The organism is Leeuwenhoekiella aestuarii (assembly GCF_004104055.1).
GTDB lineage: Bacteria > Bacteroidota > Bacteroidia > Flavobacteriales > Flavobacteriaceae > Leeuwenhoekiella > Leeuwenhoekiella aestuarii.
The window spans coordinates 852355-873323 of the sequence record NZ_QOVJ01000001.1 but is presented as its reverse complement, the minus strand read 5'-3'; the positions used below and the strand labels follow the sequence as shown (position 1 = coordinate 873323).

The 20969-nt window shown below is 38.0% G+C and carries 21 protein-coding genes; 14 read left to right on the top strand and 7 right to left on the bottom strand.

Translation table 11 applies throughout. The annotated features are described in order from the left end of the window. Nucleotides 1-97 precede the first annotated feature (97 nt). On the bottom strand, nucleotides 98-1441 hold the full coding sequence (gdhA, locus tag DSM03_RS03930; protein WP_128759704.1) for an NADP-specific glutamate dehydrogenase: 1344 nt from the start codon (nucleotides 1439-1441) through the stop codon (nucleotides 98-100). Nucleotides 1442-1648: 207 nt separating this feature from the next. Here gdhA and DSM03_RS03925 point away from each other — a divergent pair, with 207 nt between their 5' ends. Continuing rightward, nucleotides 1649-2458 (top strand): THC0290_0291 family protein, encoded by an 810-nt coding sequence (locus DSM03_RS03925; RefSeq protein ID WP_128759703.1) that lies wholly within the window; start codon nucleotides 1649-1651, stop codon nucleotides 2456-2458. Between the two features lie 11 nt (nucleotides 2459-2469). On the opposite strand, the gene DSM03_RS03920 is transcribed toward DSM03_RS03925, so the two are convergent. Continuing rightward, a complete protein-coding gene (locus DSM03_RS03920) occupies nucleotides 2470-3657 on the bottom strand; it encodes a cystathionine gamma-synthase (RefSeq protein WP_262707728.1) in 1188 nt (395 codons plus the stop codon). Between the two features lie 63 nt (nucleotides 3658-3720). Here DSM03_RS03920 and DSM03_RS03915 point away from each other — a divergent pair, with 63 nt between their 5' ends. Further along, entirely contained in the window at nucleotides 3721-4482 is a 762-nt protein-coding gene (locus tag DSM03_RS03915; RefSeq protein WP_128759701.1) for a DUF3298 and DUF4163 domain-containing protein, read from the top strand. Here DSM03_RS03915 and DSM03_RS03910 read toward each other — a convergent pair. Continuing rightward, complete coding sequence (locus DSM03_RS03910; protein ID WP_128759700.1) at nucleotides 4466-4942, bottom strand: DinB family protein; 477 nt, start codon at nucleotides 4940-4942, stop codon at nucleotides 4466-4468. The two genes, DSM03_RS03915 and DSM03_RS03910, sit on opposite strands and share 17 nt — an antisense overlap. A 130-nt stretch (nucleotides 4943-5072) precedes the next feature. On the opposite strand from DSM03_RS03910, the gene DSM03_RS03905 reads away from it, so the two are divergent. Both DSM03_RS03905 and DSM03_RS03900 read left to right on the top strand, forming a co-directional pair. Next, a complete protein-coding gene (locus DSM03_RS03905) occupies nucleotides 5073-5426 on the top strand; it encodes an arsenate reductase family protein (RefSeq protein ID WP_201740398.1) in 354 nt (117 codons plus the stop codon). 8 nt (nucleotides 5427-5434) lie between these two features. Then, nucleotides 5435-6343 carry a DMT family transporter gene (locus DSM03_RS03900; protein ID WP_128759699.1) on the top strand — a complete coding sequence of 303 codons (909 nt, stop codon included), beginning with the start codon at nucleotides 5435-5437 and terminating at the stop codon, nucleotides 6341-6343. Nucleotides 6344-6411: 68 nt separating this feature from the next. On the opposite strand, the gene DSM03_RS03895 is transcribed toward DSM03_RS03900, so the two are convergent. Further along, a complete protein-coding gene (locus DSM03_RS03895; protein ID WP_128759698.1) occupies nucleotides 6412-6888 on the bottom strand; it encodes an acyl-CoA thioesterase in 477 nt (158 codons plus the stop codon). Between the two features lie 121 nt (nucleotides 6889-7009). Here DSM03_RS03895 and DSM03_RS03890 point away from each other — a divergent pair, with 121 nt between their 5' ends. The 4 genes from DSM03_RS03890 to treF all read left to right on the top strand — a co-directional run bounded on the left by DSM03_RS03890 (nucleotide 7010) and on the right by treF (nucleotide 11281). Next, nucleotides 7010-8032, top strand: coding sequence for a bestrophin family protein (locus DSM03_RS03890; RefSeq protein ID WP_128759697.1), 1023 nt, complete (start codon nucleotides 7010-7012; stop codon nucleotides 8030-8032). Next, the gene (locus DSM03_RS03885) at nucleotides 8032-9018 is read left to right on the top strand and encodes a YheT family hydrolase (protein WP_128759696.1); all 987 of its coding nucleotides are present in this window, start codon (nucleotides 8032-8034) and stop codon (nucleotides 9016-9018) included. Before DSM03_RS03890 ends, DSM03_RS03885 begins: the two co-directional genes overlap by 1 nt. Before the next feature lie 55 nt (nucleotides 9019-9073). Then, nucleotides 9074-9592, top strand: a complete 519-nt coding sequence (locus DSM03_RS03880; protein ID WP_128759695.1) for a plastocyanin/azurin family copper-binding protein — start codon at nucleotides 9074-9076, stop codon at nucleotides 9590-9592. Nucleotides 9593-9679: 87 nt separating this feature from the next. Continuing rightward, entirely contained in the window at nucleotides 9680-11281 is a 1602-nt protein-coding gene (gene treF, locus DSM03_RS03875; protein WP_128759694.1) for an alpha,alpha-trehalase TreF, read from the top strand. A 64-nt stretch (nucleotides 11282-11345) separates the two neighbouring features. On the opposite strand, the gene DSM03_RS03870 is transcribed toward treF, so the two are convergent. Genes DSM03_RS03870 through DSM03_RS03860 form a run of 3 tightly spaced genes read right to left on the bottom strand, consistent with a single transcriptional unit; the run spans nucleotide 11346 to nucleotide 14598 of the window. After that, nucleotides 11346-12272: a hydroxypyruvate isomerase family protein gene (locus DSM03_RS03870; RefSeq protein ID WP_128759693.1), complete on the bottom strand. Its 927-nt coding sequence runs from the start codon at nucleotides 12270-12272 to the stop codon at nucleotides 11346-11348. Further along, nucleotides 12272-12910: a gluconate 2-dehydrogenase subunit 3 family protein gene (locus DSM03_RS03865; protein WP_128759692.1), complete on the bottom strand. Its 639-nt coding sequence runs from the start codon at nucleotides 12908-12910 to the stop codon at nucleotides 12272-12274. Before DSM03_RS03865 ends, DSM03_RS03870 begins: the two co-directional genes overlap by 1 nt. A 2-nt stretch (nucleotides 12911-12912) precedes the next feature. Beyond that, nucleotides 12913-14598: a GMC oxidoreductase gene (locus DSM03_RS03860; protein ID WP_128760096.1), complete on the bottom strand. Its 1686-nt coding sequence runs from the start codon at nucleotides 14596-14598 to the stop codon at nucleotides 12913-12915. 190 nt (nucleotides 14599-14788) lie between these two features. On the opposite strand from DSM03_RS03860, the gene DSM03_RS03855 reads away from it, so the two are divergent. The 6 genes from DSM03_RS03855 to DSM03_RS03830 are packed head-to-tail and all read left to right on the top strand — an operon-like array spanning nucleotide 14789 to nucleotide 20845. Beyond that, the gene (locus DSM03_RS03855; protein ID WP_128759691.1) at nucleotides 14789-15766 is read left to right on the top strand and encodes a sugar phosphate isomerase/epimerase family protein; all 978 of its coding nucleotides are present in this window, start codon (nucleotides 14789-14791) and stop codon (nucleotides 15764-15766) included. Nucleotides 15767-15782: 16 nt separating this feature from the next. Then, nucleotides 15783-17012 carry a nucleoside permease gene (locus DSM03_RS03850; protein ID WP_128759690.1) on the top strand — a complete coding sequence of 410 codons (1230 nt, stop codon included), beginning with the start codon at nucleotides 15783-15785 and terminating at the stop codon, nucleotides 17010-17012. Between the two features lie 2 nt (nucleotides 17013-17014). After that, nucleotides 17015-18166 (top strand): Gfo/Idh/MocA family protein, encoded by a 1152-nt coding sequence (locus DSM03_RS03845; RefSeq protein ID WP_128759689.1) that lies wholly within the window; start codon nucleotides 17015-17017, stop codon nucleotides 18164-18166. Between the two features lie 58 nt (nucleotides 18167-18224). After that, the gene (locus DSM03_RS03840; RefSeq protein WP_128759688.1) at nucleotides 18225-19280 is read left to right on the top strand and encodes a sugar phosphate isomerase/epimerase family protein; all 1056 of its coding nucleotides are present in this window, start codon (nucleotides 18225-18227) and stop codon (nucleotides 19278-19280) included. Nucleotides 19281-19288: 8 nt separating this feature from the next. After that, the gene (locus DSM03_RS03835) at nucleotides 19289-20035 is read left to right on the top strand and encodes a DUF1080 domain-containing protein (protein WP_128759687.1); all 747 of its coding nucleotides are present in this window, start codon (nucleotides 19289-19291) and stop codon (nucleotides 20033-20035) included. Nucleotides 20036-20038: 3 nt separating this feature from the next. Further along, nucleotides 20039-20845, top strand: coding sequence for a 3-keto-disaccharide hydrolase (locus DSM03_RS03830; protein WP_128759686.1), 807 nt, complete (start codon nucleotides 20039-20041; stop codon nucleotides 20843-20845). Nucleotides 20846-20969: the final 124 nt, after the last annotated feature.

Sequence of the window (20969 nt, the reverse complement as noted above, 5' to 3'; positions counted from 1 at the left end):
CATTTAGCACAGCAGTTAAAAGTACAATTTATGATATAAAAAAAGCTTCGTTAATTACCGAAGCCTTAAGTTAATTCTTGATATAAAAATGAAATTATTATACAATTCCCTGAGCAAGCATCGCGTCTGCAACTTTTACAAAACCTGCGACGTTCGCACCTTTTACATAATCAACGAATCCATCTTCTTGTCTACCATATTCTACACAAGCATTATGAATGTCATACATAATCTCGTGTAATTTTTTATCTACTTCTTCTGCAGACCAGTTATAGCGAATACTGTTCTGTGACATCTCTAATCCTGATGTTGCGACGCCACCTGCGTTAGAAGCTTTACCCGGAGAGAATAAGATCTTCGCTTTTAAGAAAACTTCAATCGCCTCTGGTGTAGAAGGCATATTCGCCCCTTCACCTACAGCCATAACGCCATTCTTAACGAGCAGTTCTGCATCTTCTTTATCCAGTTCGTTTTGAGTTGCACAAGGCAAAGCGATATCACATTTAATTCCCCAAGGCGCTTTCCCCTCGTGAAACTCTGCTTCAGGATACTTATCTAAATATTCTTTAATACGACCGCGACGCTCGTTTTTGATTTCCATGATATACGCGAGTTTTTCTTTGCTTATCCCAGCCTCGTCATAAATAAAACCATCAGAATCAGAAAGCGTCACCACTTTTGCATCAAGTTGAGTTGCTTTTTCTGCAGCGTACTGCGCCACGTTACCAGAACCAGAAATTACAACTGTCTTTCCTGCTAGCTTTTCACCGATGTTATTCAACATATATTTAGTGAAATACACGTTACCATAACCCGTAGCTTCTGGACGAATTTTAGATCCGCCGTAAGAAAGACCCTTTCCGGTTAAAATACCGGTAAATTCATTTTTAATGCGTTTATATTGGCCAAACATAAAGCCAATCTCCCGACCACCTACACCAATATCCCCGGCAGGAACATCTGTATTTGGGCCAATGTGACGGTATAATTCTGTCATAAAACTCTGGCAAAAACGCATAACCTCAGCATCGCTTTTACCTCTAGGGTTAAAATCAGAACCACCTTTACCACCACCCATAGGCAATGAAGTAAGGCTGTTTTTAAATACCTGCTCAAAACCTAAAAATTTTAGAATACTTAAGTTCACAGAAGGATGAAAACGCAAACCACCTTTATAAGGGCCTATTGCAGAATTAAATTCAACACGATATCCTTTATTGATTTGAGTTTCTCCTTTATCATCTACCCAAGGCACTCTAAACAAAATAGCGCGCTCTGGTTCTACCATACGCTCTAAAAGCTTTTTACCCTGATATTTAGGATTTTTTTCTATAAAAGGAATAACAGTTTCTGCTACTTCCTGTACAGCCTGAATGAACTCAGGCTCGTTAGGATTAGCTTTCGCAACAGAATCAACAAAGTTTTTAATGCTATCTGTCATTATAATATTTTTTGAATTTATAATTTTTATTGCTCTTTGGCGATGCAAATATATGATATTGATAAAAATAAGTGTCTAATTTTTAGAAATTCTTAATATTGACACTTCGTTTTTATTATATCTATCATTAAAGTTGTAGTGCGCGAGCAATTTTAGATTAAAACTTCAATTTTACTATATTTGTTGCATCTTAAGTCCCCAAACCTAATGAATACCAGAATTCTAGTTTCGGTATTAACACTCTGCCTGACAATACCTTTCGCCGGTAAGGCACAACTTGCTTTTTCTAACGAAATCGGTGTAATTGCGGGTCCACTTCTTTTTCAGTCTGATTTTGGACTTAGAAACAATTTTGATACTAATATAAATAATCAAGGTTTAGGTGTAGGTATCGTGCATTACTTCAACTTCTCTTATCGAGCAGATTGTAATTGCTATACCAGAGATCGCTATTTTAATGATCATTTTAAACTGCGTTCTGAAGCAGATTTGCATTATACTCCTTTTACTCACGAGGGCGTTGAAGCTCAAAAAGATACTCCAGAAGGTCAAGACTTAAGAGATCACAAAGGAAGTTCTCTCGTTTTTGAACTCGGAATGCAGCTTGAGTATTTCCCATTAAGCATACGGGATTTTCAAGCAGGCGGATATAAAATCGCACCTTATATTAGCCTCGGAGCACACTTTGTTTCTTTCAAACCTAAATATTCATCAGTACAAGATGTACCCGGAGCTTCTCCAGAAGATATCTATTTTGACCGCTTTTTAATAGGCGATGGTGGCGAATTAGGCGGTATTAGTGATGATTCAGGAACGACTTGGGCGCTAACCGGTAGTGTGGGCATTCGATACAAACTCACTACATTAAGTGATATCAATTTAGAATTAAGATATCACAAATATTACTCCAACTGGGTAGACGGCTTAAACCCTGATCCTGAATTTTACCCACCTAACAAATACGATGATTCTATCGCATGGCTAAACATTGGCTACATCTATTATCTGAATTTTTAAGAACGTACAGCCTAATCTAAAGCTTGTTGTAAATCTGCTAAAAGGTCTTCTGCATCTTCTATACCTACACTTAAACGTATTAAGGAATCTTTTATTCCTGTTTTTTGACGTTCTTCTTTAGGAATACTGGCGTGCGTCATACTCGCAGGATGGCCAGCAAGACTTTCTACACCGCCTAAACTTTCGGCCAACGTAAATACTTTTAATTTTTCAACAACCTCAACAGCGCCTTCAAGCGAATCTTTTTTTGTTGTAAATGAAACCATTCCTCCAAAATCTTTCATCTGCTTTTTTGCGATATTGTGATTAGGATGATCTTCAAAACCCGGCCAATATACTTTATCTACCTTAGGGTGATTCTTTAAAAACTCAGCAACTGCTTTTCCATTTTCACAATGACGTTGCATACGCACATGTAGCGTTTTAATTCCGCGAAGGGCCAAAAAACTATCTTGGGGACCACAAACAGCTCCACTTGCATTTTGAATAAAGTACAACTTATCTGCAAGCTCTTTATCTCTTACAATGAGACCGCCCATTACCAAATCACTATGACCACCCAAATATTTTGTAACACTGTGCATAACCAAATCTGCTCCCAGATCTAGCGGCTGTTGTAAATAAGGCGTCGCAAAAGTATTGTCTACTGCCAATAGGATTTTGTGCGCTTTAGCAACTTGAGCAACCGCTTCGACATCTATAATATTCATCATTGGATTAGTTGGCGTCTCTACCCAAATCAACTTAGTCTTATCTGTGATTACAGACTCAATTGCAGCGGTATCTTGCATGCTTACAAAATGAAATTTAAGACCAAAATCTTCAAAAATCTTAGTAAATAAGCGGTAAGACCCCCCATACAAATCATTAGTAGATATGATCTCATCTCCTGGTTTAAACATCTTCAAAACCGCATCAATTGCAGCAAGACCAGAGCCAAAAGCTAGCCCAAACGCTCCATGCTCTAAACTGGCTAAAGCATCTTCTAGAGCTTTACGAGTAGGATTTCCGCTTCGCGAATATTCAAAACCTTTATGACCACCCGGAGTAGACTGCGCATAAGTTGACGTTTGATAAATAGGAGGCATCACGCTTCCGTATGCAGGGTCTGTATTGTGTTGACCACCGTGAATAGTTTTGGTATTGAATTTCATAATTCTTAATCTTTCATTAAATCTATTCGTAAATGTAGGAAGCAAGAAACCTATTCCCAAAATTGCTTGTACCTTTATTCTTTGTTTAACACCAAAACCATATTTGCCTTGAAGAAAATCATTTCAATACTGACCATTATTGTTGTACTTATCAGTTGTGAAAAAAAAGAAACTCCGTTAGTATTTGATACTAAAACCTATAATCCTGAAAATTTAGACGCTTGCGACAAAGGAATGTGTCCTGTGATCAAAATCGAAAAACTCACTGCCTCCGGTAATGATAATTTTTCTGATACGATTAATAAAGCCATTGAACAGGTGCTTGTGAATACACTTACTATTTCACCAGATGACAGCCAAAATATCAAAACATTAGATCAGGCGTTAGCAAACTTCATCACCAGCTATCGTGCTTACCGCAATGATTTTCCCGAAGCTGCTATTGAATATGAAATAAACAGTAAGTCTCAAATTAGCTATGAGAGTGAAAATGTATTGAGTATCATTTTTGACAACTATTCCTATTGGGGTGGAGCACACGGTTATGGCAGCACCACCTACATCAATTTTGATAAAGAAACCCACGAGCAACTTTCTAAAGAAGCTTTATTCTCCGATAAAGGCGGTTTTTTAAAATTTACCGAAGGTCAATTTAGAAATCAAAAAGGTATTTCTGAAGGTGAAAATATCAACAGCAGCGGTTACTTTTTTGAAAATGACACTTTTTCTTTACCTGAAAACATAGGGTTTAAAGACGATAAGATCATACTTATTTACAATCCTTACGAAATTGCCTCCTATGCAGATGGTCAGATTATTTTAGAATTCCCTATTACAGAAGTTCAAAAATACCTTAGACCAAACCTATAGCGTGACGTAAAGCTAAGACAGAACCTAAGTGAATCCCCTCGTGGAAATTGTTATACGAGATTGCCTCCTCAACATTACTCAACGTACTATCCATTGATGTGGTAATGGTATTGTAGGTTTTAAAGACACCGGCCTCATAATCTTTTGCAGTTTGATCTAGCGTAGTGAATAACAATTCTTTTATCTCATCTACTTCTGCCTGAGAAGCATCTGCTTCAGGCTTTGTGCCTTTTCTGTATTTATTAATAATCTCTTCAGAAACTAATACCGGCACATTTGAGAACTTATAAACCAGTATTTGCTGTGTAGCCACAAGGTGTGCTATATTCCAAAAAATAGTGTTGTTATAGCCCTGTGGTATTTTGTTTAAATCTTCGAGAGAAATTGTCTCGAGGTAGTTTTTTAAGATTACCCGAGTTTTATAAGTGATTTTTAAAGCGTAGTCAAAAGTGAATGCCATCTGTTTAATTTTAGTCAAAAATACCTTTTTACAACGAAAAGCAATTACTTTGCAGCCGTAAACTGTGTTTCTAAAAAGCAAAACACAGCTTGAATTTTTTAAGTAATTATAAATTTTAAAATCTGTTGTTTTGAAGAAAATATATTACCTGTCGACTTGCGATACCTGTAAACGAATTATGGATGAGATCGAATTACCTTCTGCGTTTATCAAACAGGATATTAAAACAGACCCTATTACTGAAGAGCAACTTGACCAACTCTATAATTTAAGCAATAGCTACGAAGCTTTATTTAATAAACGTGCTCGTCTATATAGAGAACGAGATCTGAATAATGAGAATCTCAGTGAAGATGATTTTGCAGAACTTATTCTGGAGCAATACACGTTTTTAAAAAGACCAGTGATCGTAAATAATGATCAGATCTTTATAGGCAACAGCAAAAAGACGGTTGCAGCGGCAAAAGAGGCTATACATTCTTAAACAGATTTATGAACAAGCGCATGCTTGCACTTGCTGCAGCAACAGGAGCCAGTACTATTTACGGTATTAATCATACACTTGCTAAAGGTGTTATGCCTGACTATATAGGCGCTTATGGTTTTATTCTATTACGCGTACTGGGTGCCTCTGTTCTCTTCTGGTCGATAAGTATTTTTACAAAATCAGAAAAAGTAGATCGCGCTGATTACTGGCGATTTCTGGGATGTGCTGTCTTTGGGATGTTTGTAAATATGCTTGCTTTTTTTAAAGGATTGAGCCTGTCAACTCCTATAAACAGTTCAGTTATTATCACGCTGAGTCCGGTTATTCTTTTGATTCTATCAGCCCTTTTTTTAAAAGAAAAAATAACCTGGGTAAAGACAGTTGGTATTTTTACCGGAATGCTTGGCGCATTGATTCTGGTGTTATTTGGAGCTTCAGAACAACCTAATGCTCCTAATATTCCGCTAGGGAATTTACTGTTTTTTGTAAATGCGGGCACCTATGCCGTCTATCTCATACTCGTAAAGCCCATTACCTCAAAATATTCAACCATTACTTTGATGAAATGGTTCTTTCTAACCGGTGTAGTCTTAAACCTTCCATTCACATTATCAGAATTTACAGATGTAGACTGGTTAGAGCTTCCGCCTCGCGCAATAGGGATTATGATCTTTGTAGTTGTGGGGACAACCTTTTCTACCTATTTACTCAACTTATATGCATTAAAAACGCTCAAAGCGTCTACCGTAGGAGCATTTATTTACTTACAACCGGTAATTGCCGTGATCTTTGCTATGCTGGTAGGCGCAGATAAAATAACACCAGTACGAGCGGGAGCAGCTCTTTTAATTTTTGCCGGAGTTTACCTTTCTACCCGAAACAAGACAACTTTTGAAAAGCCCAAAAGTCATTAAAAGAAGACAACTTTTGACTTCGGGCCAGTCTCAGAAAATTTAGATCTCAATTATCTAGTAAAAATAACTTAGTCTAGATCTTTCGGCTTTTTACCAAATTTACGCGTATCCTCCTTAGTAATGATTTTAAAATCATCAGTATGATCTAGAGATGAGAGGTTTTTATAGAGTTCTTCTGGTAAAGCGATGAGCTTACGCTCTTTTAAATCAATCCAGGCTCCCATCATTTCACAACTAGCAAAATTTCGGCCTTTGTAATCGTAGAAGTTATGTACAAATTCAAAATACATTCCGTCATCTGAAATACCCTTTAACTGAAGTGTAACACGCACCGGCTTCCCGGCAAATACTTCTTTAAAATAATACATATGCTCATAAAAAACCACCGGACCTATACTGTGTTTTGCCATTTGTTGCTGTCCAAAACCGTTTTCCATCAAAAAAGCCATTCGGGTATGACTCATAAAATTGATATAAGCGCTATTGGCAAGGTGTCTATTAGCATCTATATCACTCCAGCGTATCTCAAATTCTTTAGTATACATAGTTTCTCAATTAGAAAACAAAGATACCTAAAAGTACTGTGCGTGCATACTATTTTAAAATTACCTTAATAGTTCTGCTATTCTGTACATTCAAAGTATCTTTAAAAACAAAAGAACACCAATGCTCATCAAAAGAAATATTAGCTGGAAGCTTATTCTACGCTATACCTGGAAAAACCTCGTATTTTTCCTTATTTATTCACTTGTCATATTTTACCTGTATCACGATCTGGGTTGGGAATTTATAGATATTCCTTTTGAACCATTAACCGTAATTGGTATTGCGGTATCTTTTTATCTAGGTTTTAAAAACAGTCAAAGTTATGATCGTTTTTGGGAAGGAAGAAAGATCTGGGGAATGATTGTAAACTGGAGTCGTACTTGGGGAATACGGGTATTGAGTCTTATCGATTTTGAAGATAAAGAGGCTGAAAAAGAAATTAAAAGAGATTTGATTTACCGACATATCGCCTGGCTCAATGCGTTACGTGTACAACTCCGTCAGCCACGCTCCTGGACACTACAAGAAGGTGCATTAGTAGAGCGACTGTTTGATCGTCATGCAGAGCGGAATATTGAAAGTAACCAAGCCTATCAATTTGTAGGACAGGATGAATATGAAGAAATTAAAAAACGAGAAAACCCGGCAACGCATCTTATAAAAAATCAAAGTTTAATCATTCAGCGTCTCAGAAAAGACAAGGTGATAGATGGTTTTCAAGAAATGCAACTTCAAGAGGCTCTGGCTAAGTTTTATGATTTTCAGGGAATGTGCGAGCGTATTAAAAACACGCCGTTCCCCAGACAATACGGTTACTTCTCTAAACTATTTACATGGATTTTTGCGCTTTTACTTCCGCTAGGTTTACTCAATATTTTTGAAATTCATGTAACAGATTCAGTACATCCTTCACAGCAAATTTCAATTTTATTCCTGCAAATGATTCCGTTCACTATTCTTATAATGTGGATCTTCACTACAATGGAATATATAGGCGACAACAGTGAAGATCCTTTTGAGGGCAAGGCAAATGACGTACCTATGACTGCACTGTGCCGCACCATAGAGATAGATCTACGCGATATGCTCAATGAGAAAGATTTACCAAAATCAATAAAACCAAAAGGAGAAATATTGTATTAATGCCCCTTGTCTCATCTACATACAAACCTAAAACTCCGTTTACAAACGGTCACTTTAATACCATTTATGCGGCAAAAATACGACGTATAAAAGGTGTTACTTACAACAGGGAGCGCATCACCCTAAGTGATGGGGATTTTCTAGATGTAGACTTTAGTTTTTCGCAAAACGAGAAAAAAAGCTCTCAAATTACCATAATCGTTCACGGTCTTGAAGGACACGCCAGAAGACCTTATATGCAGGGTACAGCACGCATTTTAAATCAGAATGGCTATGACTGTGCTTCTATTAATCTTAGGGGTTGCAGTGGAGAAGACAATACAAAAGTTCGCTCGTATCACTCCGGTGCTTCTGAGGATCTTGCGGATGTCGTTAATTATATTGTCTCAAAAAATAAATACAAAGCAATCTACTTGTGCGGATTTAGCCTAGGCGGCAATATCATTTTAAAATATTTAGGTGAAAACCGAGAACGACCTGACCTATTACAAGCAGCCGTTGCTGTTTCTACACCTGTTGATCTTTATGATTCTTTAGGAGCATTACAACAGCGAACTAACTGGGTTTATCGGTGGTCCTTTCTTAAAGATCTCAAGAAGAAATACAATGCAAAGTTAAAAGTATTTCCTAACGAATTGAGCAAAGAAAACAAAAGTAAAATAAAGTCCCTTTTGCTTTTTGATGAACTGTACACAGCACCTGCCAATGGTTTTGAGAATGCGCTAGACTATTATAAAAAAAGCAGCAGTAAGCAGTTTTTAGGGAATATAAACATCCCTACGCTTATCATTAATGCCCTTGACGATTCATTTTTAAAGGAGAAATGTTACCCTAAAAAAGAAGCAGAACAGAATAAAAACCTTTATTTAGAAATGCCTGCTTTTGGAGGTCACGTAGGGTTTATGACCTCAAATGAAGTTAGTTATAATGAAAAAAGAACCTTATATTTTTTTAATTCACACAAAAAAGAAAAGAGCCTCAGATAAGTCTTGCAGTGCGCTTATATCTTGTGTATATTAGCAATTACCTAAATAAATACTAATGAAAACTTTAAAAATCACCCTTCTTTTTGCGCTTTCCTTAATTTTAGTGAATTGCGGCAATGACAAAAAGAAAGAAGAAAAAGAATCTGTAAAAATTGGAGCAAGTTCTTCTTCGTCTTCAAGTGCAAAAAAATCTGACGAGAATGTGACTGAGGTTGTTCTTCTTGCGACAGATATGATGCAATTTGATAAAAATGAAATACGCGTTCCTGCAGGTAAAAAAGTAAAACTTACCTTACGTCACACCGGCAAACAACCAGTAGAAGTTATGGGACACAACTTTGTGCTTTTAACTATGGGGACTGAGATTCCTGCTTTTGGAGCTAAAGCTTCTGCTGCACGTGATAATGGTTATATCCCTGAAGGTACAGATGCTGTAATTGTACACACAAAAATGCTAGGTGGTGGTCAATCTGACACAATAGAATTTGACGCTCCAGAGCCCGGTACTTATGATTTTATCTGTAGTTTCCCTGGTCACTATAGTGTGATGAAAGGAAAGTTTATCGTAGAGTAAACACTTTTTTTCAAATATAATTTAACGCCCAAAAGTTATCTGAAGTGATTAATTTTTGGGCGTTTTCAGCTTAAAAAAGTAAAAATCATGGTCACTAATTATTTTAAAATACTCGCCCTATTATTGGTACTTATTGCTTCCTCTTGTAAAAATGAATCACAAACTGATGCTTCAGATCGGGTTGTAAATTTTCCTGATAAAGATCTCAACCCTATAGACCGGTACGGAGATTTACTTGTGGCTGTGCAGACCAGTCGTATTTTTCCTGACGGAAAGACTTTTGTAGACTGCGAACCTAAAATTCCATCAGAAGAGATTCTAAAAGAATATAATTCCCATAAAGATGAGGAAGGGTTTGACCTTAAATCTTTTGTTTTAGAATATTTCACGTTGCCTGGAACACCCACTTCAAATTTTGAGTCAGACACTACACGTTCTACTACCGAACACATTAATGCACTCTGGTCGTATTTAAAACGAGATGCCGATGCCGTAGAAAATGGTTCGAGAATTGCCTTACCCAATGCTTATATTGTTCCGGGAGGTCGCTTTCAAGAAGTATATTATTGGGATAGTTATTTTATTCTTTTAGGGCTGAAAGAAGCTGGTGAAATCGAATTGATAGAGAATATACTTGATAACTTTGCATATCAAATAAATACTATTGGTTTTATTCCTAACGGAAACCGAACCTATTATTTAGGTAGATCTCAACCACCATTTTTTGCCGAAATGGTAAATCTTCTTGCCGGTATTAAAGATGAGAAAACCGTTTATCTAAAATATCAAGATGCTTTAGAAAAAGAATATGAATTCTGGATGAAAGGTGCCAATGCGTTAACCGAAAAAGGAGCTACAGGTCGTGTTGTAAAATTAGCTGACGACCATATTCTCAATAGGTATTTTAGCAATACACAAACGCCAAGAGCAGAGAGCTATCTTGAAGATATTACTACAGCTGAAGAGTCAGGCCGTAAAGCTTCAGAAGTATATTTAAATATTTCGGCGGCGTGTGAGAGCGGTTGGGATTTTAGCAGCAGATGGTTTGCAGACCCTGATGATATTGCCACCATTCAAACTACAGATATCATTCCGGTAGATTTAAATGCACTACTGTATAACCTTGAGGAAACTCTTGCTAAAGCTCGTAGATTTAATGATAATACTGAAGGTGCAGAGCAAATGGTAAAGGCTGCTTCTGATCGTAAAGATGCGATTGACGCTTATTTATGGGATGCCTCAAAAAACACTTATGTAGATTATAATTTAGCTTCAGAAACGGTTTCACCTACTCTTTCACTAGCGATGGTTTATCCACTTTATTTTAAAGTTGCATCTCCTCGACAAGCGGAAGCCGTGAGCAAAACTTTAGAAGCTCAATTTTTAAAGCCGGGCGGACTCGTAACGTCTTTGGTGGACAACAAGCAACAATGGGACAGTCCTAACGGGTGGCCTCCGCATCAATGGCTGGCGGTACGCGGACTTCAAACATATGGGTTTAATAATTTAGCTGAAGAAATAAGCACGAGGTGGTTACACCTTAATGACCGGGTTTATAAACGCACCGGTAAAATGCTCGAAAAATACAATGTTATAGACACTACCCTCGTCGCCGGTGGCGGCGAATACCCCACACAGGATGGCTTTGGGTGGACTAATGGAGTCTATTTAGACCTGAAGAAAGATTAGAACGTAATAGGCCTAACCAAAAAGAGACTTCAAATGAAGTCTCTTTTTGGTTAGGAAGTTCTTTTCATAGAAAATTATCGCAGCTTACATAAGCATCTATGACAGCCTGTTCTCCTGCTGCTCCGGGCATAGAGTTACCGTGTTCCATACCCAGAACTCCGGTGAATCCTTTTTCATAAATATGCTTAAAAATATTTTTATAATTGATCTCACCGGTAGTAGGCTCTTTTCTTCCGGGATTATCTCCCATTTGAAAATATGCGATCTCATCCCAGGCATCATCAATGTTAGGAATTAAGTTTCCTTCCTGAATCTGTTGGTGATACACATCAAAAAGTATCTTACACGAAGGGCTATCAACCGCTTTACAAATTTGATATGCTTGTGGACTTTCTTTTAAAAATAATCCGGGGTGATTGTAAAAGTTAAGAGGCTCTAAAACCATTATGATTCCGTGAGGCTCTAATAAAGCAGCAGCTTGCTTTAGGCTCTCTACTACGTGAGCCGTCTGATAATTGATATCCTGCGTCATATCTACATAACCTGGCACAACGGTAACCCACTTTGCATTTACACGTTTAGCAACCTCTATAGAAGCTTTAATGTCTGCTAGAAACTCCTCGCGTTTGTCCTTTTTTCCACTTGTAAGGTTAGGCTCTGTCCAATATATCTTGTGTGCTACAAAAACACCCATTTGTAAGCTACGTTTTTGCATCACATCTGCCATTTGTTGTTGCAAAGCCACAGAGCGATCACGCATAGTATTATCTTCAAAAGCAGTAAAGCCCTGATCTGCCATAAAATTTAACTGATCTATAGGGTCATCGCCTGCCAGATTTTTAAACATCCCTAAATGGGGAGCATAATTTAAATTGAATTGATGATAAGGATCAGCACCTAAACCTTCTTGCATCGCAAAAAGCTTGGGCCCATTTAAAGCCAAAAAGGAACCACTTAAGGCTCCTTTCTGTATAAAATTTCTGCGTTTCATTATAAAGACATTACTTTACCACCACCAGCTTCAGATTCTGGTAAACAGCCTATATAAGCTCCCGGAATCGGGTCATACCAGAGTACATTCTCACCCACAGCCTCGCTGTTTTTCCAAGCCCAAATACCCAAGTCTCTTACAGCGTTAAGATATGCAAAAGAACCGGCGTGTGCATCAAAATCTGCTTTAGGAGCATCAGGATCCTGAGTTTCTGAAATTCGCTTTACATAAGCATCTCGAGTTTCTTTATCTGCGCCTAAATATTTAGCGACAGCTTTTTCAAAATCTTCAGCTTCTCCGTCGCTTAATTCTTTATCAAAATTTTCTTTAAAGCTTAATGCAAACGCGTTAGCTCCAGACTTAAATTCTTCTTTTTGCTTATCTCCAGCAACCTCATCCATATAACTGTCTATAAACTGAGCTATATTTAATTCTGATGCTCCGGGAGTATCACTCTTTGGTAGAATTACATCTAAAACCTGAGTCAATGCAAAACCGTTAGCAACATTTAAGAAAACAGGTTGCCATTCATTTTTTGGTTCGCTCTTACAACTTTGTAATAAGTTAAAAACTGCTGGAGCAACGGCTACATAACCAGCGCCCAGACCTATATTTTTTAATACTTGTCTTCTTTTCATAATTAAGCGAATTTTCCGTTTTTAAATTGTTCTGCCGCATGATTAGCTGCTCTTGCTGTAAATGCCATATAAGTTAATGACGGATTCACACAACTTGCTGAAGTCATAAAAGAACCATCTGTAACATAAACATTAGGTACAGCGTGCAGTTGATTATTTCCATTAAGCACAGAAGTTTTTGGGTCTCTACCCATACGAGCAGTTCCCATCTCGTGAATACCTAAACCAGGTGCACCCGGATTATCATAAGTCTGCACATCTTTAAAGCCTGCTTTAGTCAACATATCTGCTGCCTGCTGCTTCATATCTTTACGCATCTCCCACTCATTCTCTTTCCATTCAGCGTCAAAAGTAATAGTTGGTAACCCCCACTTATCTACTTTATCATAATCTAGCGTCATTTTATTCTCATGGTAAGGCAAACATTCACCAAAAGCATTGATACCTATAGTCCAACCTCCCGGTTCTGAAATAGCTTTCTTAAGATCCTCTCCATATTTCATTTCTGAGATCGCCTCAGTCCAGTCTCCTCGACTTGCTCCACCTTGATATCCATAACCTCGCTTAAAGTTAGGTTGATCAGAATCTCCACCTACATTTCTAAATCTAGGGATGTAAAGTCCGTTAGCACGGCGACCTTTATAATACTTATCTTCAAAGCCATCAAATTTTGCAGATGCTCCTACATTGAAATGATGATCCATAATATTATGTCCTAACTCTCCACTATCATTACCCAATCCTTCAGGAAAACGATCTGACTTAGATTGCATTAAAATAGATGCTGAAGCTATTGCTGAGGCACACAAGAAAACAATTTTTGAATTAAAAATCATCTCTTCTTTAGTCTCAGCATCAATAACCTTAACTCCCGTTGCAAGCTTTGTATTATCATCATAGATAACTTCACTTACAATACTAAATGGTCTTAACGTCATATTACCGGTACGTTCTGCAGCTGGTAGGGTAGATGAGTTAGAGCTAAAATAAGCCCCGAAAGGACACCCACGCATACAGCGATTTCTGTATTGACAAGCAGAACGCCCTTCAAATGTTTTATCTGTATATGTTATATGCGCTGTACGTCCTATTGTAAGCAAGCGATCCTTATAATTCTGCGCCATGTTCTTCTTAAGGTGTTCTTCAACACAGTTAAGCTCCATTGGCGGGCCAAAATTACCATCAGGCAACTGTGGCAGACCTAAGTTTTCACCACTTACCCCAATGTATTCTTCAACTTTATCATACCAAGGGGAGATATCTTTATAACGCACGGGCCAGTCAACAGCTACACCCTCTTTTTTGTTTGCTTCAAAATCTATATCGCTCAAGCGATAACTCTGACGTCCCCACATAATAGAGCGACCCCCTACGTGGTAACCACGCATCCAGTCAAAACGCTTAGTTTCGTTATAAGGATGTTCTAAGTCATTTACAAAGAAATGGCTGTGAGCCTTGTTTGTAGTATAGCCGGTACGGGCTTGCTTAAATTGTTTAGCCTCTTCCTCTTTAGTAGGTTGCCCCTTAAATTTAAAATCCCAGGGATCCATATTCATAGTCGGGTAATCTTCAATATGTTTTACCATACGCCCCCGCTCAAGAACTAAAGTCTTTAGTCCGTTTTCACACAATTCTTTGGCAGCCCAGCCACCACTAATTCCTGTACCCACCACAATGGCATCGTACATTTCTTCAGGTTTAATACTACTCACTTTTATTTAGTTTTTAATAAAATAATCTAGCCTATGCTATCAAATATATAAATTTTAAGTTATTTTTTAGGTAAACCAAAAAAAGTATAATTTAGAGAACTTATATATTTATAGGGGGTTCGCACGTTTCAGCAATCCCTCGCAAACAACCTAAATTGCTAATTTAATGAACATTAAACTCGTATTGGCGGCTCTAATTTCGGTAGCTGTTTTATCGTGTAAAAGCGAAAAAAAAACTGAAAAAAATACAAATGAAAGCGTTGTAGTAGCCGAAAAACAACCTTTTTTCAAAATTTCTCTGGCCCAATGGTCGCTTAATGAAGCCATAAGAAGCGGAGAAATGGACCCCTTAGATTTCGCAGAAAAGGCTCACGAAATGGGTTTTGAAGGTATTGAATATGTAAGTCAACTGTATACTCCTTTGATGGAAACTTACAAAAACGATCAGGTTGCACTTGATTCTATTCTTCCTAAAATGAAAGCTAAAAGTGAAGAATTTGAGGTAAAAAATGTACTCATTATGGTTGATGGTGAAGGTAATCTGGCAGCAGCGTCAGAATCTGAGCGTAATCAGGCAGTAGAAGATCATAAGAAATGGGTAGATGCCGCAAAATATTTAGGCTGTCATGCCATTCGCGTAAATCTCATCGGTGCTGCAGATAAAGAAATCTGGAAAACTAGTGCTATTGATGGTCTGGGTAAGCTCGCAGATTACGGCGCAACTCAAAACATTGAGGTCACCGTAGAAAATCACGGCGGGTATTCGTCAAATGCAGCACTACTTATGGAAGTCATCAATACCATTGATAAAGAAAACTGCGGTACGTTACCAGACTTTGGAAACTTCTGTATAGAACGGAAAAATGGTGAAATGTGGGATGCTCCTTGTGTAAAAGAATACGATAAATACAAGGGAATAGAAGAAATGATGCCTAAAGCTCTTGCTGTAAGTGCTAAAACCTATGACTTCAATGAGGCTGGTGAAGAAACATCAATGGATTTTACAAAAATTCTACAAATCGTAAAAGATGCCGGCTACACCGGTTTTATAGGTGTAGAATATGAAGGAGAAAATCATACTCCAGAAGAAGGAATACTGCTTACTAAAGAGCTTTTAATCAAGACTGCTCAAAACTTAAAATAATCACTAAAATAAATACATGAAACCACTTGTTCGATTTCAATTATCACTAATGATGTTCCTCGAATTTTTTATTTGGGGAGGCTGGTTTGTAACCTTAGGAACATTTTTAGGAAACAATTTAGAGGCTTCCGGAGCACAAAGTGCAATGGCATTCTCTACACAGTCTTGGGGGGCAATCATTGCTCCTTTTATTATAGGGCTTATTGCTGATAAATTTTTTAATGCAGAACGTATTTTAGGCGTTTTACATTTAGTTGGTGCTTACTTAATGTATCAAATGAGCCAGGCCACAGATTTTGCTGTGTTCTATCCTTACGTTTTAGGTTATATGATTGCTTATATGCCTACTTTGGCTTTAGTAAATTCTGTCGCCTTTAGGCAAATGAACAACCCATCAAAAGATTTTGGATGGATTCGTGTTTTTGGGACCGTAGGCTGGATTGTGGCAGGTTTTATAATTAGTCTTTTGGGCTGGGATTCACAAAGCGGAATTCAAGACGGACTATTAAGCAATACATTTACGATGACTGCCATTGCTTCAGCATTTTTAGGAGTTTTCAGCTTTTTATTACCTAAAACACCACCTATTAAATCCGATGAAAATCAATCTATTTTAGAAAAAACAGGATTGAGCTCTATCACCATGCTTAAGAATAAGAACTTTTTAATTTTCTTTGTTTCATCAATCTTAATCTGTATTCCATTAGCCTTTTACTATCAAAATACTAATCCGTTCCTAACCGAACTGCAAATGGAAAATCCAACGCTTAAACAATCTATAGGACAAATTTCTGAAGTATTGTTTATGCTTCTAATCCCTGTTTTCCTATTACGCTTTGGCATCAAAAAAACCTTACTCTTCGGGATGTTGGCTTGGGTTATTAGATATGTATTATTTGCTTTTGGTAACGCAGATGAACTTTCGTTTATGCTCTTAATTGGGATTGCTTTACACGGAGTTTGCTATGACTTTTTCTTTGTTTCAGGACAAATTTATACAGATTCTAAAGCAGGATCGAGCAACAAGAGTGCTGCTCAGGGACTTATAACACTAGCCACTTATGGAGTAGGAATGTTAATAGGGTTTTGGGTTGCAGGCCAGATCACAGATAATTATCTTGTGGGAGAAATACACGATTGGAAGACAATTTGGTTATATCCTGCGGGCTTTGCTGCGCTAGTATTTGTGTTCTTCCTGATCGCATTTAAAAATGAAAAAATAGAATATAAAGGCGAAAAAGTATAACGATGAAAAAATTAAAAATGGGAATGGTCGGTGGCGGCCAGGGCTCTTTTATAGGCGATGTACACAGACGTGCATCTCGAATTGACGGAATGATTGATCTGGTTTGTGGAGCTTTTAGCAGCAACCCGGAACGCAGTATAAAATCTGCCGAAGCTTTAGGTGTTGCTCCAGAGCGTGCTTATAAAAGCTTTGAGGAAATGATTGAAAAAGAAGCCATACTTCCTGAATCAGACCGTATGGATTTTGTGTCTATTGTGACCCCAAACCATATGCATTTTCCTCCCGCAAAATTAGCGCTAGAAAAAGGTTTTCATGTGATTTGTGATAAGCCCGTTACCTTAAGTTTGGAAGAAGCTTTTGAGCTTCAAAAAGCGGTAAAAAAGAGCGGAAAAGTTTTTGCTCTAACTCACAATTACACCGGTTATCCAATGGTGAAACAAGCTCGCTTGATGGTTGCTAACGGAGAGCTGGGTGATATTCGTAAAGTCGTAGTGCAATATCTGCAAGGGTGGATGTCTACAGCTGTAGAAGAAACCGAAAATAAACAAGCTTCTTGGCGTGTAGATCCTAAAAAATCTGGAATTGGCGGTGCACTTGGAGACATTGGTACTCACGCCGAAAATCTAACCGAATACATTACCGGAAAGAAAATCCTGGAACTTGCAGCAGATCTTACCAGTTTTGGTGCCGGCCGTGTGCTGGATGATGATGGTAATATTTTGTTGCGTTTAGAAGATAACGCAAAAGGAACTTTAAGTATTTCTCAAATCGCAACCGGTGAAGAAAACAATCTTGCCATTCGCGTTTACGGTACTAAAGGTAGTGTGGCTTGGTGTCAGGAAAATCCCAATGAATTAACAGCCTACTGGTTAGATAAGCCAAAGCAAATATTTACGCCTGGAGGAAACGGTACTTACCCAGAATCTACAGAATACACTCGGGTTCCTCCTGGGCATCCTGAAGGATACTTGGAAGGTTTTGCTACCATTTACAGAAGCTTTGCTAAAGAGGTACTTGCAGTAAAAGATGGTGCAACTTTTAGTGAGCGACCAGATTTTCCAACCATTGATGACGGTCTAAGAGGTATGCAGTTTATTTATGCTGCTGTTGCTTCTAATGACAAGAATGCTGCTTGGGTAAGCTTAACAGAATAACAAAACTCAAAGCAAGCGTCTCCATGAGGCGCTTGCTTATTTATAAATACAAACAACTATGAAAACCATTAAAGGCCCTGCTGTCTTTCTTGCTCAGTTTATGGATACTAAAGAACCGTTTAATACTTTAGACGGTTTGTGTAAATGGGCGAGCGAATTAGGCTATAAAGGAATTCAAATACCTACGTGGGAAACTCGCTTAATAGACCTTAAAAAAGCTGCAGAAAGTAAAACCTATTGCGATGAACTTAAAGGCAAAGTAAATAGCTACGGACTAGAAATAACAGAACTCTGCACGCACCTTCAAGGGCAACTTGTTGCTGTACACCCTGCTTATGATGAGATGTTTGACAACTTTGCGCCAGATGGCTATAAAAACAATCCAAAGAAAAGACAAGAATGGGCTGTAGATCAATTGATGTGTGCTGCTAAAGCCAGTAGAAATCTAGATATAGATGTTCACGGCACCTTTAGTGGAGCTTTGCTTTGGCATACCTTTCATCCGTGGCCACAGCGCCCACCGGGATTGGTAGAGTTAGGTTTTAAAGAGCTGGCAAATCGCTGGATGCCTATACTGAACGCCTTTGACGAGCAAGGCGTAGATGTGTGTTATGAAGTACACCCGGGAGAAGATATTCACGATGGGGTAACATTTGAGCGCTTTTTAGAAGCTACCGGAAACCACAAACGTGTAAGTATATTATACGATCCCAGTCACTTTGTGCTTCAGCAATTGGATTACATTCAATACATAGATTTTTACCACGAGCATATTAAAATGTTTCATGTAAAAGATTCAGAATTCAATTCTACTGGAAAGAAAGGAGCTTTTGGTGGTTACGGAGATTGGATAGACCGTGCTGGTCGTTACCGCTCTCCGGGTGATGGGCAGATAGATTTTAAAACCATTTTTACCAAATTAACAGAATATAATTGTGACGTTTGGGCCGTTATGGAGTGGGAATGCTGCATAAAATCCCCAGAGCAAGGAGCTCGAGAGGGCGCTCCGTTTATCGCCAGTCATATTATTGAAGCAACAGAAAAAGCCTTTGATGATTTTGCAGGAGCAGAAACTGACGAAGCTAAATTGAAACGTATTTTAGGAATTAATTAAAACAAATCATGAAAAAACTAATTTTATCAGTTGGTCTTGCAATGGCTCTTTTTACTTCTTGTAAAGAAAAGGCAGAAGAATCTAAAACTGAAGATGTCGCAGTAACAACTACCGAAGAAACACAACCTGAAGATAACGACTGGGAAGTTTTATTTGACGGAAGTAATTTAGACAAATGGCATGCTTATAATGGCGAAGCTCCAACACAATGGGCAATCGTAGATGACGCCTTAGTTTTTACACCTGCAGAAAACAGAGAAGGAACCGAAAATCTGGTAACAAATGAAAAGTATACGAGCTTTGTTTTATCTCTTGATTGGATGATCTCTGAAGGTGGAAACAGTGGTATCATGTGGTCTGTTGAAGAAAAACCTGAATATCATGAACCGTATTATACAGGCCCTGAAATTCAGATTCTTGATGATGAGCGCCACCCTGATTCAAAAGCAGGGACCACGCACCGCTCAGGAGCTTTATACGATATGATTGCTGCACCTGAAGGTGTGGTAAACCCGGCCGGAGAATGGAACAGTTATGAGATCACAATTGATTACAATAACAATAAAGGTATTGTTGTAATGAACGGTGAAGAGGTCGTGACTTTTCCGGTAAAAGGCGAAGAATGGAAAGCACTGGTAGCTGACTCTAAATTTGCAGACTGGGAGGCTTTTGGCAAAGCCGAAACTGGCCTTATTGCTTTACAAGATCATGGGCATCAGGTTTCTTTTAAAAACATAAAAATTAAAAAACTTTAAGTTATGAATAGAAATCTAATCCTTCCATTTCTTGTTGCAGGTATGCTTTTTTCATGTAATGAATCTGCAGAAAAAAAGAGTGATGAGACAACCACTACTGCTGAAGACACCACCAAAGTAGCAGAAGAAGCTCCCATCACAGACCCTGAAGCTACAGAAGTGTGGGAGCCAGAACCTGCTGTAGTTTCTTTTAACGATAAAGAGGTTCCTTCTGATGCAATCGTTCTTTTTGACGGCAAAAATTTAGATGCATGGGAAAGCACTAAAGAGTCTGTTGTAAATGCGCCTTGGCAAATCAATCAAGATGGTTCAATGACAGTTGTAGGTGGTACCGGAGATATTCAGACCAAAGAGAGTTTTGGAGATATGCAATTGCACATAGAATGGCAAGCTCCTCAAGTTATTGAGGGAGAAGGTCAAGGTCGTGGAAACAGCGGTATTTTTTTACAGGGATTATATGAAGTTCAAGTGCTTAACAGCTATGAAAACAGAACCTACTCTAACGGACAAGCAACTGCTATATATAAGCAAAGTATTCCGCTAGTGAATGCTACAAAACCTACAGAGCAATGGCAGACTTATGATATTATTTATCATCAACCGGAGTTTGATGCTGACGGAACTAAGGCTAAATCTGCTACAGTAACGGTTTTGCATAATGGTGTTTTAGTACAAGATAACACCGAGATAAAAGGAACCACAGAGTATATAGGAAAGCCTAAAAATCCTGCACACGGTGAAGGCCCTATTAAATTACAAGATCATGGTAATCCTGTAAGTTTTAGAAATATCTGGGTACGTAAATTATAGTAGTCTATTTCATTAATAAAAGCTAGATAATCCCGTATATAAAGTATACGGGATTATTAATTTATACGATAAATAGTAAGCATGGTAACAAGCCGATAGGTTTTGCTATCTTTACCGTTTAAAT

What these genes read in the sequence shown, in the direction of transcription:
- treF (WP_128759694.1), top strand. Translation starts at nt 9,680, where the DNA reads ATGGTCACTAATTATTTTAAAATACTCGCCCTATTATTGGTACTTATT.
- DSM03_RS03855 (WP_128759691.1), top strand. Translation starts at nt 14,789, where the DNA reads ATGAACATTAAACTCGTATTGGCGGCTCTAATTTCGGTAGCTGTTTTA.
- DSM03_RS03910 (WP_128759700.1), bottom strand. Translation starts at nt 4,942, where the DNA reads ATGGCATTCACTTTTGACTACGCTTTAAAAATCACTTATAAAACTCGG.
- DSM03_RS03845 (WP_128759689.1), top strand. Translation starts at nt 17,015, where the DNA reads ATGAAAAAATTAAAAATGGGAATGGTCGGTGGCGGCCAGGGCTCTTTT.
- DSM03_RS03865 (WP_128759692.1), bottom strand. Translation starts at nt 12,910, where the DNA reads ATGAAAAGAAGACAAGTATTAAAAAATATAGGTCTGGGCGCTGGTTAT.
- DSM03_RS03890 (WP_128759697.1), top strand. Translation starts at nt 7,010, where the DNA reads ATGCTCATCAAAAGAAATATTAGCTGGAAGCTTATTCTACGCTATACC.
- DSM03_RS03885 (WP_128759696.1), top strand. Translation starts at nt 8,032, where the DNA reads ATGCCCCTTGTCTCATCTACATACAAACCTAAAACTCCGTTTACAAAC.
- DSM03_RS03925 (WP_128759703.1), top strand. Translation starts at nt 1,649, where the DNA reads ATGAATACCAGAATTCTAGTTTCGGTATTAACACTCTGCCTGACAATA.
- DSM03_RS03860 (WP_128760096.1), bottom strand. Translation starts at nt 14,598, where the DNA reads ATGTACGATGCCATTGTGGTGGGTACAGGAATTAGTGGTGGCTGGGCT.
- DSM03_RS03830 (WP_128759686.1), top strand. Translation starts at nt 20,039, where the DNA reads ATGAATAGAAATCTAATCCTTCCATTTCTTGTTGCAGGTATGCTTTTT.
- DSM03_RS03835 (WP_128759687.1), top strand. Translation starts at nt 19,289, where the DNA reads ATGAAAAAACTAATTTTATCAGTTGGTCTTGCAATGGCTCTTTTTACT.
- DSM03_RS03900 (WP_128759699.1), top strand. Translation starts at nt 5,435, where the DNA reads ATGAACAAGCGCATGCTTGCACTTGCTGCAGCAACAGGAGCCAGTACT.
- DSM03_RS03870 (WP_128759693.1), bottom strand. Translation starts at nt 12,272, where the DNA reads ATGAAACGCAGAAATTTTATACAGAAAGGAGCCTTAAGTGGTTCCTTT.
- gdhA (WP_128759704.1), bottom strand. Translation starts at nt 1,441, where the DNA reads ATGACAGATAGCATTAAAAACTTTGTTGATTCTGTTGCGAAAGCTAAT.
- DSM03_RS03850 (WP_128759690.1), top strand. Translation starts at nt 15,783, where the DNA reads ATGAAACCACTTGTTCGATTTCAATTATCACTAATGATGTTCCTCGAA.
- DSM03_RS03895 (WP_128759698.1), bottom strand. Translation starts at nt 6,888, where the DNA reads ATGTATACTAAAGAATTTGAGATACGCTGGAGTGATATAGATGCTAAT.
- DSM03_RS03880 (WP_128759695.1), top strand. Translation starts at nt 9,074, where the DNA reads ATGAAAACTTTAAAAATCACCCTTCTTTTTGCGCTTTCCTTAATTTTA.
- DSM03_RS03840 (WP_128759688.1), top strand. Translation starts at nt 18,225, where the DNA reads ATGAAAACCATTAAAGGCCCTGCTGTCTTTCTTGCTCAGTTTATGGAT.